The organism is Zoogloea dura (genome assembly GCF_012927165.1).
GTDB classification, from domain to species: Bacteria; Pseudomonadota; Gammaproteobacteria; order Burkholderiales; family Rhodocyclaceae; genus Zoogloea; species Zoogloea dura.
Genome location: NZ_JABBGA010000006.1, coordinates 205,881 through 221,968, shown reverse-complemented (window position 1 = coordinate 221,968; position 16,088 = coordinate 205,881). Strand labels below are relative to the sequence as shown.

Genomic DNA, 16,088 nt, shown 5'->3' with positions numbered 1-16,088 from the left:
GGGACAGCTCGGGCCGCCTCAGGCGACGGCAGCCTGCGGCAGGGTGGCGGCACCGGCCTCAGCGGTTTCACCGGTCTCAGCGGCCGCCAGGCGTCCGGCGATCACTTCGGCCAGGTGGCGGGCATCGTCGGCGACCCCCAGGAAGCGCCCGGAGCCCCAGGTGTGCAGCCAGGGCAGGCCCAGGAAGTACAGGCCGGGCACCGGCGACACGCCGCGCTGGTACTTGGGGTTGCCGCGGCCGTCGAAGCTCGGCAGCTCGATCCAGCGGTAATCCGGCCGGAAGCCGATGGCCCAGACGATCGAGGTGATGCCCGCCGCCTCGCAGTCCAGGCTCAGCGGATCGACCCCGGGCGCCCACAGCTTCTCGAACTCCGGCTCCACCGGCGCATCTATCCCCTGGGCGGCGATGTACTTGTCGATGTCCTTGCGGATGCTCACGTATACCTCGTCGGCATCGTCCAGGTTGCGGCTCAGGTCGGGCAGGAACTCGAGGGTCGCCCCCTGGATGTTGGCCAGGCTGCCGTACAGGCGGACGCCTTCCCGGGCGAACCTGCGCAGGTCGATCTCATGGCCGCCATCGCGGCCGGTCATGTAGTGGTTGGTCTTCTCGCGGGCCTTCTCGCCAAGGGGGTGGCGCTCCACGGTCAGCTCGTAGTAACCCATGTCCATCAGCCATTCGGTCGCTTCGCGGCCACGGTAGACCCGCGGCGAACGGGGCGCCGGGCCCACGCACAGATGCACCTTGCGGCCGGCCAGGTGCAGGTCTTCCATGATCTGCACGCCGGACTGGCCGGAACCCACCACCAGCACCTCGCCCGGCGGCAGGGATTCCGGGTTGCGGTAATTCACCGAGTGAATCTGCTGGATATGGGACGGCAAGCGCTCGGCGTAGGCGGGAACGATGGGAATGTCGTAGCCACCGGTGGCCACCACGATGTGATCGGTGGTGAAGTGGCCGGCGCTGGTCGTGACCTCCAGGCGACCGGACGCGCCGCGCGTCACGTGGCTCACCGCCACCCCCTCGACGATCGGCGGTGCGATCCGGCGGGCGAAGGCCTCCACGTAGTCGACGATCTGGTCCTTCAGCATGAAGCCCTGGGGATCGTCCCCCGGGTAGGGGAAGCCCGGCAGGCGGCACTGCCAGTTGGGGGTCACCAGGCAGAAGGTGTCCCAGCGGTCGGCGCGCCAGGAGTGGGCGACCCGGTTCTTCTCGAAGACGATGTGCTCGATGCCGTTCTGCTGCAGGAAGTAGCTGGTGGACAAGCCAGCCTGGCCACCCCCGACGACGACGACCGGATAATGGGAGCGGGACAGCAGTTGCGTGGATTGGGGGAAAAGCGTGTTCATGGCGACTCCTTGAATGATGGGATGAATGCAGATCAGGACGGAATGGGCTCAGCGGGCCCCGGGCTTGAAGGACTGGACGGTCACCAGCCCGTCCGGCTCCGCGGCAAAGGGCTCGGCCCGCTCGCGGATCCGGCCGAGCTGGTCCATGGCGCTGGAGCAGAAGTAGCCGTACTTCTGCCGGACCCGCTCGCTGGCCTGGCTGAGGGCCTTGTCGCAGCGGTGCACGAAGTCGGCGACGGGGTAGCTCTGGCCCGGCGTCAGGAAGTCGCCGACCACCAGGGACGGCGAGTAGCAGCTTTCTTCCTGGCCATCGGGCCAGCGGATCTGGAAATACATTTCAGGCATGGTTGATCTCCGCAAGGGGTGGGATGGAAGCAGACAGTTCGTCGAGCAGTGAGCGATAGGCCTGCACATGGGCACGGGCACAGCCGGCCCAGTCATGGCGACGGGCCACCTCGGCGCCGCGGGCGGCGAGACGTTCGCGGGTACCCGGCATCAGCGCCCGGCACATGGCCCTGGCGATGGACTCCGGGTCGGCCGGATCCGCCCACAGGCAGTCCGCGTCGCCGAGAAAATCCGTGAAGGGCGGGATGCGCGAGACCACCGCCGGAATCCCGCAGGCCATCGCCTCGATGACGGCCAGACCGAAGCCCTCGACCCGCGACGGGAAGACCAGGGCGTCCGCGCAGCGGTAGAGCGCCGGCATGTCGGCATCCTCCAGCACGCCGGCCAGGATCAGGGGCGTTGCCGGGGCACCGGGCGAACGCGCCTCGCCGGGCCCGGCACAGGCCAGCCCCTCCTGCGCCAGCACCGCGTCGAAGGCCTGCCGGCAGGCGCTGTGGTCGAGCAGGCTCGCCCCGCCGGCCACCACCAGCTGGGCCGTGGCCAGGGTCTGGCGCAGGCGCGCAAAGGCCTGCAGGGTGGCCACCGTGTTCTTGCGCGCCTCGATCCCGCCGACGGCCAGGAACACCGGCCCCGGGCCAAGGCCCAGGCGCCGCCGCAGCGGCTCGTCGCGCGCCGACGGCCGCGCCCCGAAGCGCGCCAGGTTGACTCCGTTGCCGACCACGGCGGCCTCGCGGCCGGTGCGCCCGAGCAGCTTGCCCGACCAGCTCGGGCTGACGCACAGCAGGCGATCCGCCCCCAGGATGGAGCGCATCTCGAGGGCATCGAGGTGTGCGTCCCCGTAGCTGTCCTCCAGGTGATGCACCGTCCGCACGTAGCCGGGGATCCGCCCGTCCTTGCGCAGTTCGAACAGCGCGTTGGCGCCGATCCCGTCGTGGGCATGAAAGAGGTCGAAGTCGGCGTGGCAGGGGCTCGAGAACCAGTTCCGGAAGGTGTCGATGCGCCGTTCGATGCGCTCCCGCAATGTGCCCGCGGCGGGTGCCTCCGGGATCAGGCAGACACGGGCCGAAGTGCTCCGGAACAAGCCGCCGCCGGGTGCCACCGGCGCATGCAGGGTGACCTGGTGCCCCAGGGCGATCAGCGCCTCGGCCAGTTCCAGGCAATGCACCACCCCGCCCCGCGGATTGGTGGAATGGGTCAGCAGGGCGATGTTCAGCGCGCGCCGGCGGAACGGACGGGACCGGCGGATCACTTGAGCGCTCCTGCGGCCACGCAATCCACCTGCGGGCCGACGCCCATCAGCGGCTCCTCGGCGAGGTCCCAGAAGATCCCGCTGTCGCGCCCGCCGGAGGTGGCGCAAGTCAGCTCGAGGCGCCGCTCTGGCCGGACTTCACCGATGGCGGCGGCGGCAATGCCCCGCTCCCGGAAGCGCGCGCACAAGGCCGCGGCCTGCTCCGGCTGACACGCCAGCACGTAGCCGAAGCTCGGAAAGGCCCGCAGCCAGCGCAGCAGCTCGGCCCCGGCCGGCCGGGGGATCCGGTCGACATCGATGGCCGCGCCGACACCCGAGCACTCCATCAACATCAGCACCGTGCCCAGCAGCCCGGCCTGGCTGATGTCCTTCGCCGCGTGGGCCAGCCCCGCCTCCGCGATGGCCGGCAGCAGGGCCATGTCGCCCCGCAGGCGGGCCGGCTCGGCCATGGTGGCTGCGTCCCAGTTGTCGAAGGGCTCGCGGTAGTGTCCACGCAGGTCCACCGCCATGACCAGGCTGTCGCCCGGGCGGGCGGTGAAGCTCGAGAGCAGGCGCTGCGCCTCGCCCAGCACGGCGACGGCCAACTGCGGGCGGTCGCAGCGGGTGTTGCTGTGCCCGCCGACGAGCGGCACCGCGAAGGCCTGTGCCGCTGCGGCGAGCCCCGCCATCAGGGCTGACGCCTGCTCCGGCCCGTCGCTCCACAGGGCATCGACAACGGCCAGGGGCCGCCCGCCCATGGCGGCAATGTCGCTGAGATTGACCATCACCCCGCACCAGCCGGCAAACCACGGGTCATGGGCCACGAAGGCGTTGATGAAACCTTCGATGGCGAACAACAGATGGCCATCGCCGCGGGGCAACACGGCGCAGTCGTCGCCCAGCCAGGCATCGGCGCCGGGCAGGTGGCGGCCCGCCATGGCGCGCAGCACGCTGTCGATATCCCGCTTGTGGGCGATGCCCTTGTGCAGGCGCAGGCTCGTGATCAGGGTCTCCAGTTGCATCACGCACCCCGCCTGACCTGGACCTGCATGGACTCGCCCGCCGCGAAGGCCGGGTAGCGGGACAGGTCGGCCTCCATCAGATGATGGGGGCGGCCATGCAGCTCGATCTCGGCACAGGAGTGCCAGTGCAGGCGCCGGAACAGGGCCACGTTGGCGGACTGCACCTGGGCGATGAAACGCTCGCAGCCCAGGGTGTTGGCACTGCGCACGGCCAGCTGGATCAGCGCCCCGCCAAGCGCCCCGACCCGCCGGTACTCGGCGGCCACCGCCAGGCGCGAACCCTGCCAGAGGCCAGGCTCCAGCTGGTGGATGCGCACCGTTCCCACCGGCGGCCCCCATTCCGGCGGCGCAGCCGGCTCCTGCCCCGCATCTGCGGCAAGGCGGGGACGGGCCACCAGCAGCAAGGCGGTTGCGTCGACCGCATCGCGGTCTTCGCCCTCGAACAGGCCCTGCTCATCGCAGAACACGGCGCGGCGCAGGCGCATCGCCAGCGCCCGGGCGGCCTCGTCGGCATGCTCGACGAGGTAGTGGCGCGGCAGACGCAGGCCGGCCAGGAAGGCATTCGACGGGGCGTTCATGAGCGCGCCTCGTAGCGTGGCAGCGCCGAGCAGGCGCCGCATTTGCCGCAGCCGGCCTTCATCGCCGCGCCGCTCAGGCCTCCTTCGCGGAGCAGGCCGGCGAGGGGCGCCAGCACGGCGTCCATGAACTCGGCCGACGGCGCCGGGTGGTCTTCCAGGGGCGTTCCCGAGATCGGCACGAAGGGCACCACGAAGGGATACACCCCCATCCCGATGAGGCGCGCGGACGCCTCCAGGATCGCCTCCCGGCTGTCTCCCAGGCCGGCCAGGATGTAGGTGGACACCTGGCCCCGGCCGAACACCTCGACCGCCGCCGCGAAGGCCTCGTCATAGCGCGCTAGCGGGATCGCCGCCTTGCCCGGCATCAGGCGCTGGCGCAGGGCCGGGGTGACGACCTCCAGGTGCATGCCCAGGCTGTCGACGCCGGACTCCTTGACCCGCCGGAACCACGCGAAGTCGTCCGGTGGTTCGAACTGGGCCTGCAGGGGCAGATCCACGGCGGCGCGGATGGCCTCGGCGCTCTCGCACATCAGCCGCGCGCCGCGGTCCGGGGTGGGCGGGGTGCCGGTGGTCATCACCATGTGGCGCACCCCGTCGAGCAGCACGGCCGCCCGGGCCACCTCGGCCAGTTGCTCCGGCGTCTTGCGGACGATGGTGCGGCCGGCGGCCAGCGACTGGCCGATGCTGCAGAACTGGCAGGCCTTGGCGCGGCTCTGGTAGCGGGTGCAGGTCTGCAGCACCGTGGTGGCCAGCACGTCGGTGCTGTGCAGGGTGGCGATGTGGCTGTAGGGCACCCCGTCCAGGGTCTGCAGCCTGTAGAAGCGGGGCGTCTGCGGAAAGGCGATGCGCGCCACGGGGTGGCCATCGCGGCTGATCGTGGCCTGCCCGGCGGCATCCGGCAGGGAGGCCAGGTAGGGCGAATTGCGCGCGCTGCCGGTATGGATCGGGATCATCAGCGGCCGGCCGTCGATGAGCACCGCCGCGTGGTCCGACGGGCCGGCGCCGCCACGGCGGCTGTGCAGCCCGCCGGCGCTGCCTTCCAGCCGGAAGCCGTGGCTTTGCAGATCAGAGATCAGCTGTTGCGGACGCAGTGCTGTCATCGACATGATCGACTCCTGACATCGGGGAGAGGGAGGGGGAAGGGGAAAGCTCGCCGACGCCGTGCAGGGGCATCCGGGCGGCCAGGTCGGCGCGCAGGGAGAGCAGCTCCGGACGGGCGTAGTGCCCGACCGAATCCATCATTCGCTTGCGCTTGGTGATGAGGGCCATGTCCAGGTCGGCGATCAGCATGCCCTCGCCTTCCCGCAGCGGCTCGCCCAGGTAGTTGCCCTCGGGGGTCACGATGGCGGTGTGGCAGCCACCGCGCAGGGCCCGCTGCATGGCCGGATCGGGGGTGATCGAAGCCACCTGCGCATCACTCAGCCAGCCGGTGGCATTGACCACGAAGCAGCCCGACTCCAGGGCGTGGTGGCGGATCGTCACGGCGATCTGCTCGGCGAAGATGTTGCCCACCATCGAACCCGGAAACTGGCTGGCGTGGATCTCCTCGTGCTGGGCCATCAGGGCGTAGCGGGCCAGCGGGTTGTAGTGCTCCCAGCAGGCCAGGGCCCCGATGCGGCCGATGCCGGTGTCCACCACCTTGAGGCCACTGCCGTCGCCCTGCCCCCACACCATGCGCTCGTGGTAGGTGGGGGTGATCTTGCGGCGCCGGAGGATCAGGCGCCCGCTCTCGTCGAAGACCAGCTGGGTGTTGTAGAGGGAACCATGGTCCCGCTCATTGACGCCGAGCACGACGACCGCTCCCGCCCGCCGGGCGGCCTCGCCGACCGCCTGGGTCACCGGCCCCGGCACCGTCACCGCCCGCTCATACAGCTCGAGATGGGCCGCCCCCATCGTCACCGCCGGCTGGACGAAGGAGAAGTACGGGTAATAGGGCACGAAGGTCTCGGGGAACACCACCATGCGGGCCCCCTTCTCCCCCGCTTCCAGGATCGCGCGGCACACCTTGTCCACCGTCCCGGTGGCCGACTCGAGGTCGGGGCTCATCTGCACCGCGGCAACGCGGACGATTCTTGCGGTCGTCATGCTCGTCTCCCGGGCTGACGCTCAGAGCGTCCAGCTGTTGATGACGAAGGCGTTGTCGCGCTTGTGGAGGAGCTGGATGTCCAGCACGTCAAGCGGGCTGATCGGGCGGATGCCGGGGATCAGCGAGGGCTCGCCGTGGCCATACAGCGCCTGCAGCGCAAAGCGGCAGGCATACACCTTGCCGCCCTCCTCGATGAACTTGGCGATCTGCTTGTTCATCGCCAGGTGGCCCGGGAAGGCCTCGTCACCGATCCGCGGGAAGCCGCGCTGCAGCCCGAGCGTCACGCCGGGACCGTAGAGGAGGATGGAGGTCTCGTAGCCCTTGCGCAGCAGGCGGGTGGCCTGGAGCAGGTTGACCAGGCCGATGGAGCCTTCGAAGGCGACGGTATGGAAGGTGACGAGGGCCTTCTGGCCGGCTTCGGCCTTCACATCTTCAAAGACCTTCTCTTCGTAGTCGACGAAGAAGTCACCGGTGGCATGGGGGGGCAGGGTCACAGCGGGCATGTCAATTTCCTTGAGAAAGGGTTGGGATTGAAATGCGCACTGCGAGGCGTCCCGGGCTGTCTGCCAGACGATTCTGCCGGCAGTGCGCAGAATCAATTTAGCAATCGACGTGCCATCAATTAGCTAGAATTGAATGCATACAATAAACGCTAAATTAATCATTACACTGCACCAAAAGCCCCCAACCCGCCATCTAACGGACGCAGGAAAGCCGTGCAAAATCAGCGCACAGGGCGAGTGCGCCGGCGGCGACAGGCGCACCGCCAGCGTGCATGCATTGAATGCATACAATCAGCAAGGGCAAGGGAAAACACGACGGGGCGGAAGCTCCCCCGGGGAGGATCAGACGATCGAGGAGTAGATCGCGGGGGGATGGGAGAGTGCCGAACCGACCAGCTCCAGGGCATGGGATACATCATCGCGGGTGGCCGTGCCGCCAAGGCAGATCCGCACCGCCTCCACCGCCGCACCGCCCACCAGGAAGGCGTCGCTGGTCACCACGCCGATGCCGCTGCTGCGCAGGTGCGCGGAAAAACTGACCCGGCTCCAGCCCTCCGGCAGGGGCAGCCACACATGGAAGCCGTCGGGCGAAGCCTCGTAGGGCGTGCCGCCCAGGGCCTGCCTGGCCAGCCCCTGGCGCACCCGGGACTCCTCGCGCACGAAGCGGACCAACTGCTCCGCGGTGCCATCGAGCACCCACTCGGTGGCGATCGCCACCGACACCGGCGGCGTCATCACCGACACGGCCCGCAGGATGCCGCTGATGCGCGGCAACTGGCGGGCATCGGGCAAGGCCAGGTAGGCCACCCGCAACCCGGCGCCAACGGTCTTGGACAAACCGCCGATGTAGTAGGTCAGCCCGGGCAGCAGGGCGAAGAAGCTCGGCGGCGGCGACTCCGGCAGCAGGCCGTAGGGGTCATCCTCGATGACCGGCACGCCGTGGCGTGCAGCGATCTCCGCCAGCGCCTCCCGGCGCGCCAGCGGCATGGTCAGCGTGGTGGGGTTGTGGATGGTCGGATTGACATACAGCGCCGCCGGCCGGCTGTCGCGGCAGGCGCGCTCGAAGGCGTCCGGCACGATGCCCTCCTGGTCGGACGGCAGACCGATCAGGCTGACCCCGTGGATCGCCGCCAGGGCCCGCAGCCCCGGGTAGGTGATGTTGTCGCAACAGATGCGCCCGCCGCCGCTCCCGACCAGCAGGCTGAGCAGGGCATTGAGGATGCTGTGCGTTCCCGGGCATACCAGCACCCGCTCGGCACTGCTGATCACGCCGCGCCGCGCCAGCCAATGCACGCCGGCCTCGCGATCCTCCTGGCTCCCCCCGAAGGGCTGGTAGCGCAGCAGGGAATTGATGTCGCCGCACAGGTTGCGCATGCCGCTTTCCATGCGCGCCAGCAGCTCCGGCTGATCTGGTTCCGGCGGCAGATTCATCGACATGTCGATCAGGCGCGCCCGGGCTGCCGCATGGCGGACGCGCGGGCAGGCCTCGGGGCGCACGTAAGTCCCCTGCCCGACCCGGGCATCCAGCAAGCCCCGGCGCTGGGCTTCCGCGTAGGCGCGGCTGATGGTGGTGAAATTGAGCCCGAGCAGGTGGGCCAGCCGGCGCTGCGGCGGCAGACGGAAATTGGGTGGCAGGCTGCCATCGCGGATGTCGCGGGCAATGGCATCGGCGATCGCCAGGTAGGCCGCCTTGTCCTGGGACAGGTTCTGCGGGCACCAGCCCGGTTGGGTCGCATTCATGGCGGGATCGGGTAAAGCGGAAGTCAAGCCGGAGGGAAATTGTATGGATTCAATCCATATAAGTCACGCACCGATGCGCCCCCCCCCACACCACTCTCCCGACGAGCAAGAAAAAACGGCCCCGGATTTCTCCGGAGCCGCCTTGGCTTCACTACCGGCAAGAACTCAGCCGGCCTCGACCGTGCGGACGATCAGGGCCTTGATGGCCTCCGCATCCACATCCATCACCTCGACGCGCTGGGGCAGCGCCTCGATGTTGTCCAGGCCCGCCGGACGCGCCGGCTTGCGGCCGAGGGCTTCGACGATGGTCTCCTCGAACTTGGCCGGCTGGGCGGTTTCCAGCACCAGGGTCGGCACGGCCGGATCGCGCAGCTCGAAGGCCACCTTCAGGCCGTCGGCGGTGTGGGTGTCCACCACGGTAGCGTAGTCCTTGTCGGCACGCCGGATGGTGGCCAGGCGCTCCGCATGGTTGCTGCTGCCGGAAGCGAAGCCGTATTGCCCGATGGCGGCGAATTCCGGGGAGGCCGACAGATCGAAGGCACCGCCCGCATCCACCTTGCTCCACAGCTCGCGCACCTTGGCGCCGTCGCGGCCGACCAGGTCGAAGACGAAGCGCTCGAAGTTGGAAGCCTTCGAGATGTCCATCGACGGGCTCGAGGTGGCGTGGGTCTCGGCGGTGTTGCGCGGGCGGTAGACGCCGGTGCGGAAGAACTCGTCGAGCACGTCGTTCTCGTTGGTGGCGAGGATCAGCTGCGCCACCGGCAGACCCATCATCCGGGCGATGTGACCGGCGCAGATGTTGCCGAAGTTGCCGGACGGCACCACGAAGGCGACCTGCTGGTCGTTGTTCTCGGTGGCGGCGAAATAGCCCTTGAAGTAATACACGATCTGGGCGGCAACACGCGCCCAGTTGATCGAATTGACCGCACCGATCTTGTACTTGGCCTTGTAGGCGTGGTCGTTGGAGACCGCCTTGACCACGTCCTGGGCGTCGTCGAACATGCCGCGCACGGCGATGTTGAAGATGTTGGCGTCCTGCAGGGAATACATCTGGGCGCGCTGGAAGGCGCTCATGCGGCCATGGGGCGACAGCATGAAGACACGCACGCCGTGCTTGCCGCGCATCGCGTATTCGGCCGCCGAGCCGGTGTCACCGGAGGTGGCGCCGAGGATGTTGATCTGCTCGCCACGCTTGTCCAGCACGTACTCGAACAGGTTGCCGAGCAGCTGCATGGCCATGTCCTTGAAGGCCAGGGTCGGGCCGTTGGACAGCTCCAGCAGGCCCAGCTTGCCCGGCTCCAGCCAGTGCACCGGGGTGATCTCGGCGGCCTTGGCATCGTCGCGCACATAGCCATACACCTCGGCGGTGTAGGTCTTGTCGCAGATCGCCTTCAGGTCGGCGGCCGGGATGTCATCGATGAAGCGGGACAGGATCGCGTAGGCCAGTTCGGCGTAGGACAGGCCGCGCCAGGCGTCCAGGTCGGCACGGCTGACCTGCGGATAGGCCTCGGGCAGATACAGGCCGCCATCCGGCGCCAGGCCGCCAAGCAGGATGTCACAGAAGGATTGGGGGGCAGACTGGCCGCGGGTGGAGATATAGCGCATGGGGCTCGCCGAAGTGAAAACGAAAGCCTTGGAAGATAGCACAGCCGGCCCGCCCCTTGGCCTTCGCCCTGCCGCATCGAACGCGACTCAGGCGCGGCGCAGCAGCCCAACGGCCAGCGCCGCCGCGAAGAGCAGCACACCTCCCGCCACCAGGCCGGCCCCGAGCAGCGCATTGACGGGCAGCAGCAGCCCTCCGGCCAGGAACAGGACGGCACGCACTAGGCCGTGGCCGGCCAGGCACGCACGCAAGGCCGTGCGCGCCGGCGTCAGCGGCCCCGGGTAGCGCCACACCGGCAGCAACTGGGACAGGGCGCCCGTCACCAGGGGTAACAGGAAGAGTGTGAAGAAGGCGGCCACCGCCGGCCGCCCCGGCAACAGCCCGACACCATGGGCCGCCCCCATCAGGGCCAGGCCGGCGAAGCCCGCGGTGGCCAGCAACAGCGATGCGGCCACGCCGTCCGCCAGCAGGCGCCGGATGCCATGGCCACGCAGCCAGCCCGCCAGCGTGGCGATCGCCACACCGCCCACCAGGACGGCTGCCGGCAGGCTCAGCCAGGGCAGGCCGCAGGCCAGCACCGCCGCGGCGACCCCGGCCAGCATCCACGGCAACTGCCGCGTCAGCCGGCTCGCCGCGCGGGGGTCCGGTTGGCCCAGGGCGGTCGGCATCAGGACATGCAGGGTGCCGATGGCGCTCAGGCCGATGAAGCCAAGGGTATTGAGATGAAGATGGGCCAGGCGGGCCAGGGGATAGATGGCGGGCCATACCAGGCCGGCCGCGATGGCCAGCAGCGCGAGGATCAGGCAGCCCAGGGCCGCCGCATACCAGTACAGGCCTGGATGGGGCCGGCCGAGCGCCTTGCGCCCCCGCCCCAGCACCCAGGCCAGCATGCCCGCCGTGGCGGCCAGCCCCACGGCCAGGGCAGCATGCAGGGCCGCCCCCGGAAAGACACCGGCCAGCACCCCCACCACCAGGATCCCCACCCCCTGCAGCACCAGGGGCAGGCGGCCGATCCGGGCACCGGCCCCGGCACTGCGGGTGAGCACCGGCACGAAATGCCCCATGGCGGCAAAGATCAGCGGCATCGCACCGGCCGCGAAGGCCGCATGGGCGGCGGCGGCCGGCGCATCACCGCGCAGGGCCAGCAGGATCGCCGCGGCGAAGGCCAGCACCGTACAACATCCCAGATAGATCAGCACCGCGCCTCCCGCCCTTTCAGCCTTCGCAATCATTCAAAACCAAACATGGATCAAGGCAAGCGCCCGCCGCTTCTGCGTAGAGTGCCCGACCTTTCCGGCCCTCCCGCGCTTCCCGATGGACGCCCTCCGCACCGCCTTCATCCGCTTCGCCCACCGCTACCTGATCGCCGATGCCGCACCGCTGTCGCGGGCGGAACGCCTGCGCAGCACGCTGGCGGCCTTCGTCGGCATCCTGATCTACGAGGCGGTGCTCTACATCATTCCAGCCCCGCCCGAGGCACGGCGCGCCCTGGCGCCCCTCGGGGCCAGCTCGGTGATCCTGTTCACCTTACCCCACTCACCCCTCGCCCAACCCTGGTCGGTGGCCGGCGGCCTGCTGCTGCCGGCTCTGATCGGGCTGGCCTGCGGCCTGACTGTCACCTCGCCCTACCTGGCGGCGGCGCTGGCGGTGGGCTTGTCGGTCGGCGCGATGGGCTGGCTGCGCTGCATCCACCCGCCGGGCGGCGCCATGGCCCTGGTGATGGCGGCCCACGGCGCCCAGGGGCTTGATCCGGCCACGGGACTCGCCGCGGTCGGCTGGAACGTCCTCGCCATCCTGATCGCCGCCACCGCCGTGAATAACGCTGTACCTGGCCGGCGCTACCCGCTCTGCTCACCGCCAGCCCCGGCGCCGGGGCGCCCGGAGCCGCCGCCTGCCGGCATCGCCCAGCCCGACCTGGCCGCGGCACTGGAGGAGATGGACGCCTACCTGGACATCAGCGAGGACGACCTGGAGCAGGTCTTCCGGCGCGCAGCGCGGCATGCCTTCCACCGCCACGTGCTGCTGACCTGTGGCGACATCATGAGCGCGGCACCCGCCCGGCTCAGCTTTGCGACCGAGCTGAACGAGGCCTGGCGCACCCTGCGCCACCATGCGGCCGACGCCCTGCCGGTGGTCGACCGGGCCGGGCGGCTGGAAGGCCTGCTGAGCCTCGGGGATTTTCTACGCCACGTGGAGCCCGAGGACGGGCGGCGCGTCGGCGACAACGTGCGCCGCCTGCTGCGCCCCACCCCCGGCCCCCATGCCGACAAGCCGGAGGTGGCCGGGCAGCTCATGCTGACCCGCGCCCACGGCCTGCGCACGGTGCAGGCGACGGATGGCATCGCGGCGGCGGCCGACGCCCTGTCAGCCTCGACCCAGGCGGTGCTGCCGGTGCTCGACACCGACGGACGCCTGGCCGGCCTGATCAGCAATGCCCGGCTGGCCTCGGTGCTGTTCCAGCACGAGGCGCTGGACTACGTGCGCAACGACCGGCTCTGAGCCGGCTCAGGCCAGCCGCGCAAAGTCGATCACGATGGCGCCCGGCTCGCGCTGGCGGTAGGTGATGCTCACCGTGTCGCCATAGCGCTGCTGAAGCTGGCCGAGCAGCGGCAAGGGGTCGTGGTCGTTGCAGAAACGCATCACCTCGCCCGGCACCAGGGCATCGAGGGCGCCAAAGATCGCCGCATGGCGGAAGCGCTTGGCGATGCCGCGGGCGTCGAAGGGATACAGGGCTTCGGGGGTGGTGTGGTTGCAGACGTGGATGGTTTGCATGACGGCTCCTGGTGTCGATTAAATCCGACTGGATCAGTCGGGTATCTGCAGTGTGCCGTCGGCCAGGCCCGCTTTCCTTGATCTGGATCGGGTTCGGGTCCGCCCGCAGATGTAAAACGGCCGCCCGGAGGCGGCCGCATGCTGGCGACAGGAAACCCCGGATTACAGGTTTTCCAGACGCAGACGGGTCACCTGGCCGGTCACCGAATCAAGGCTCTCGATCTTGGCGATGGCGGTGTCCACGTTCCCCTCGATGGTGAGGTGGGTGAGGATGATGATGTCGGTCTGGGACTCGCCCTCTTCCGGCTCACGCTGAAGCATGGCGTCGATGGAGATGGACTGGTCGGCCAGGATGCGGGTGATGTCGGCCAGCACGCCCGGCTTGTCGAGCACGCGCAGACGCAGGTAGTAGCTGGTCTCCACCTCTTCGATGGGCAGCACCCGCACTTCGGCGATCTGGTCGGGCTGGAAGGCCAGGTGCGGCACCCGGTGTTCGGGATCGGCGGTGTGCAGGCGGGTCACGTCCACCAGGTCGGCGATCACCGCGCTGGCGGTGGGCTCGGCGCCGGCGCCCTTGCCGTAGTAGAGGGTGGCGCCGACGGCGTCGCCCTGCACCAGCACGGCGTTCATGGCGCCTTCCACGTTGGCGATCAGACGCTTTTCGGGGATCAGGGTGGGGTGCACGCGCAGCTCGATGCCCTGCGGACGGCGGCGGGCGATGCCCAGCAGCTTGATGCGGTAGCCGAGCTGCTCGGCGTACTTGATGTCGGCGGCTTCGAGCTTGGTGATGCCTTCCACGTAGGCCTTGTCGAACTGGACCGGCACGCCGAAGGCGATGGAGGCCATCAGGGTGGCCTTGTGGGCGGCGTCCACGCCTTCGATGTCGAAGGTCGGGTCGGCTTCGGCGTAGCCCAGGCGCTGGGCTTCCTTGAGCACTTCGGCAAAGGGCAGGCCCTTGTCGCGCATCTCGGACAGGATGAAGTTGGTGGTGCCGTTGATGATGCCGGCGATCCACTGGATGCGGTTGGCGGAGAGGCCTTCACGCAGGGCCTTGATGATGGGGATGCCACCGGCGACAGCCGCCTCGAAGGCCACCATCACGCCCTTTTTCTGGGCCGCGGCGAAGATCTCGTTGCCATGCACGGCGAGCAGCGCCTTGTTGGCGGTGACCACGTGCTTGCCGTTCTCGATGGCCTTCAGGACCAGTTCCTTGGCGATGCCGTAGCCGCCGATCAGTTCGACGACAATGTCGATCTCGGGGTCGGTGACCACGGAGAAGGCGTCGTCGGTGAGGCGGACGTCACCGCCGGTGACGCTCCTGGCCAGCTCCAGGTTCTTGTCGGCCACCGCGGTAATGCGGATCGGCCGGCCGGCGCGGCGGGTGATTTCTTCTTCGTTGCGCTTGAGAACGGTAAAGGTGCCACCGCCGACGGTGCCGATGCCCAGGAGGCCAACATTGATGGGTTTCATGGTCTTTTGGGGAGTGAAAAAGCAGGGTGTTGAATGAACGAGGGGCGCGACTGGTGCCGCGCCCCTCGGGAATGTCAGGTGCCGTGGCGCTTGCGGTAGTTTTCCAGGAAGCGGGCGATCCTGCCGATGGCGACCCGCAGGTCGTCCTCGTGAGGCAGGAAGACCAGCCGGAAGTGATCCGGGTCGGGCCAGTTGAAGCCGGTGCCCTGGACCAGCAGCACGCGCTCCTCCTCGAGCAGTTCGGCGATGAACTGCTGGTCGTCCTGGATCGGATAGACCTTGGGGTCGAGCCGCGGGAACATGTAAAGGGTGGCCTTGGGCTTGACGCAGCTGACCCCCGGGATGGCGGTGATCAGCTCGTGGGCCAGATCGCGCTGACGGCGCATGCGGCCACCTGGCGCCACCAGGTCGTCGATGCTCTGGTAGCCGCCGAGGGCGGTCTGGATCGCGTACTGCCCGGGCACGTTGGCGCACAGCCGCATCGAGGCCAGCATGTTGAGGCCTTCGATGTAGTCGGCCGCCGGCCGCTTGTCACCGGACACCACCATCCAGCCGGCGCGGTAGCCGCAGGAGCGGTAGTTCTTGGAGAGGCCGTTGAAGGTGATGGTCAGCACGTCCTCGGACAGCGCGCCGATGGAGGTGTGGGTCGCGCCGTCGTACAGGACCTTGTCGTAGACCTCGTCGGCGTAGATGATCAGGCCGTGCTCACGGGCCACCTGCACGATGGCCTTGAGGGTCTCGTCCGGGTACAGCGCGCCGGTGGGGTTGTTCGGGTTGATGATGACGACGGCCCGGGTCCGCGGCGTGATCTTGGCGCGGATGTCGTCCAGGTCGGGCAGCCACTCGTTGGCCTCGTCGCAGATGTAATGGCGCGGGGTGCCGCCGGACAGGCTCACCGCGGCGGTCCACAGCGGGTAGTCGGGGGCCGGCACCAGCACCTCGTCGCCGGTGTTGAGCAGCGCGTTCATGGCCATCACGATCAGCTCGGACACGCCGTTGCCGACGTAGATGTCTTCCAGCGTGACACCCTTGATGTGCTTCTGCTGGGTGTAGTGCATGATCGCCTTGCGGGCCGCGAAGATGCCCTTGGAGTCCGAGTAGCCGGCCGCGTTGGGCAGGTTGCGGATCATGTCGAGCTGGATCTCTTCGGGAGAATCGAAGCCGAAGGCGGCGAGGTTGCCGATGTTCAGCTTGATGATCTTGTGGCCCTCGTCCTCCATCTGCTTCGCCTTTTGCAGCACGGGGCCGCGGATGTCGTAACAGACGTTGGCGAGCTTGTCGGACTTGCGAATGGGTTGCACGGTGCTTTCCGTTTCCTTGCTGGTGAGTGCGGCACCGTTCTCGGCCTCGGGCTTCGAAACGACGCGCAGTTTGGCGTGGCGACTCATGATCGG

15 protein-coding genes are annotated in these 16,088 nt (G+C 69.0%); 1 reads left to right on the top strand and 14 read right to left on the bottom strand.

Annotated features, from left to right (window positions below; translation table 11 throughout):
* Nucleotides 1–18: 18 nt before the first annotated feature.
* The 11 genes from HHL15_RS10235 to HHL15_RS10185 all read right to left on the bottom strand — a co-directional run bounded on the left by HHL15_RS10235 (nt 19) and on the right by HHL15_RS10185 (nt 11,651).
* Entirely contained in the window at nt 19–1,347 is a 1,329-nt protein-coding gene (locus HHL15_RS10235; RefSeq protein ID WP_169145658.1) for an MSMEG_0569 family flavin-dependent oxidoreductase, read from the bottom strand.
* A 48-nt stretch (nt 1,348–1,395) separates the two neighbouring features.
* Nucleotides 1,396–1,692 (bottom strand): MSMEG_0570 family nitrogen starvation response protein, encoded by a 297-nt coding sequence (locus HHL15_RS10230; protein WP_169145657.1) that lies wholly within the window; start codon nt 1,690–1,692, stop codon nt 1,396–1,398.
* On the bottom strand, nt 1,685–2,941 hold the full coding sequence (locus tag HHL15_RS10225) for an MSMEG_0565 family glycosyltransferase (RefSeq protein ID WP_328825017.1): 1,257 nt from the start codon (nt 2,939–2,941) through the stop codon (nt 1,685–1,687). Before HHL15_RS10225 ends, HHL15_RS10230 begins: the two co-directional genes overlap by 8 nt.
* The gene (locus HHL15_RS10220) at nt 2,938–3,942 is read right to left on the bottom strand and encodes a sll0787 family AIR synthase-like protein (RefSeq protein ID WP_169145656.1); all 1,005 of its coding nucleotides are present in this window, start codon (nt 3,940–3,942) and stop codon (nt 2,938–2,940) included. The genes HHL15_RS10225 and HHL15_RS10220 overlap by 4 nt, the downstream gene beginning before the upstream one ends.
* Nucleotides 3,942–4,520, bottom strand: coding sequence for an MSMEG_0567/Sll0786 family nitrogen starvation N-acetyltransferase (locus HHL15_RS10215; protein WP_206198700.1), 579 nt, complete (start codon nt 4,518–4,520; stop codon nt 3,942–3,944). Before HHL15_RS10215 ends, HHL15_RS10220 begins: the two co-directional genes overlap by 1 nt.
* Nucleotides 4,517–5,626, bottom strand: coding sequence for an MSMEG_0568 family radical SAM protein (locus HHL15_RS10210; protein WP_169145654.1), 1,110 nt, complete (start codon nt 5,624–5,626; stop codon nt 4,517–4,519). Before HHL15_RS10210 ends, HHL15_RS10215 begins: the two co-directional genes overlap by 4 nt.
* Nucleotides 5,586–6,605 carry a Nit6803 family nitrilase gene (locus HHL15_RS10205; protein ID WP_169145653.1) on the bottom strand — a complete coding sequence of 340 codons (1,020 nt, stop codon included), beginning with the start codon at nt 6,603–6,605 and terminating at the stop codon, nt 5,586–5,588. Before HHL15_RS10205 ends, HHL15_RS10210 begins: the two co-directional genes overlap by 41 nt.
* A gap of 21 nt (nt 6,606–6,626) precedes the next feature.
* Nucleotides 6,627–7,109 (bottom strand): MSMEG_0572/Sll0783 family nitrogen starvation response protein, encoded by a 483-nt coding sequence (locus tag HHL15_RS10200; protein ID WP_169145652.1) that lies wholly within the window; start codon nt 7,107–7,109, stop codon nt 6,627–6,629.
* 342 nt (nt 7,110–7,451) lie between these two features.
* Complete coding sequence (locus HHL15_RS10195) at nt 7,452–8,849, bottom strand: aminotransferase-like domain-containing protein (RefSeq protein ID WP_169145651.1); 1,398 nt, start codon at nt 8,847–8,849, stop codon at nt 7,452–7,454.
* A 165-nt stretch (nt 8,850–9,014) separates the two neighbouring features.
* Entirely contained in the window at nt 9,015–10,454 is a 1,440-nt protein-coding gene (thrC, locus tag HHL15_RS10190) for a threonine synthase (protein WP_169145650.1), read from the bottom strand.
* 87 nt (nt 10,455–10,541) lie between these two features.
* Complete coding sequence (locus HHL15_RS10185; RefSeq protein WP_169145649.1) at nt 10,542–11,651, bottom strand: hypothetical protein; 1,110 nt, start codon at nt 11,649–11,651, stop codon at nt 10,542–10,544.
* 115 nt (nt 11,652–11,766) lie between these two features.
* Between HHL15_RS10185 and HHL15_RS10180 the strand changes: the two genes are divergently transcribed.
* The gene (locus HHL15_RS10180) at nt 11,767–12,951 is read left to right on the top strand and encodes an HPP family protein (RefSeq protein ID WP_169145648.1); all 1,185 of its coding nucleotides are present in this window, start codon (nt 11,767–11,769) and stop codon (nt 12,949–12,951) included.
* Between the two features lie 6 nt (nt 12,952–12,957).
* On the opposite strand, the gene HHL15_RS10175 is transcribed toward HHL15_RS10180, so the two are convergent.
* The 3 genes from HHL15_RS10175 to HHL15_RS10165 all read right to left on the bottom strand — a co-directional run bounded on the left by HHL15_RS10175 (nt 12,958) and on the right by HHL15_RS10165 (nt 16,082).
* Complete coding sequence (locus HHL15_RS10175) at nt 12,958–13,224, bottom strand: DUF2249 domain-containing protein (RefSeq protein ID WP_169145647.1); 267 nt, start codon at nt 13,222–13,224, stop codon at nt 12,958–12,960.
* A gap of 162 nt (nt 13,225–13,386) precedes the next feature.
* Nucleotides 13,387–14,694, bottom strand: coding sequence for a homoserine dehydrogenase (locus HHL15_RS10170; RefSeq protein WP_169145646.1), 1,308 nt, complete (start codon nt 14,692–14,694; stop codon nt 13,387–13,389).
* A gap of 74 nt (nt 14,695–14,768) precedes the next feature.
* Nucleotides 14,769–16,082 carry a pyridoxal phosphate-dependent aminotransferase gene (locus tag HHL15_RS10165; protein WP_206198699.1) on the bottom strand — a complete coding sequence of 438 codons (1,314 nt, stop codon included), beginning with the start codon at nt 16,080–16,082 and terminating at the stop codon, nt 14,769–14,771.
* Nucleotides 16,083–16,088 lie beyond the last annotated feature (6 nt).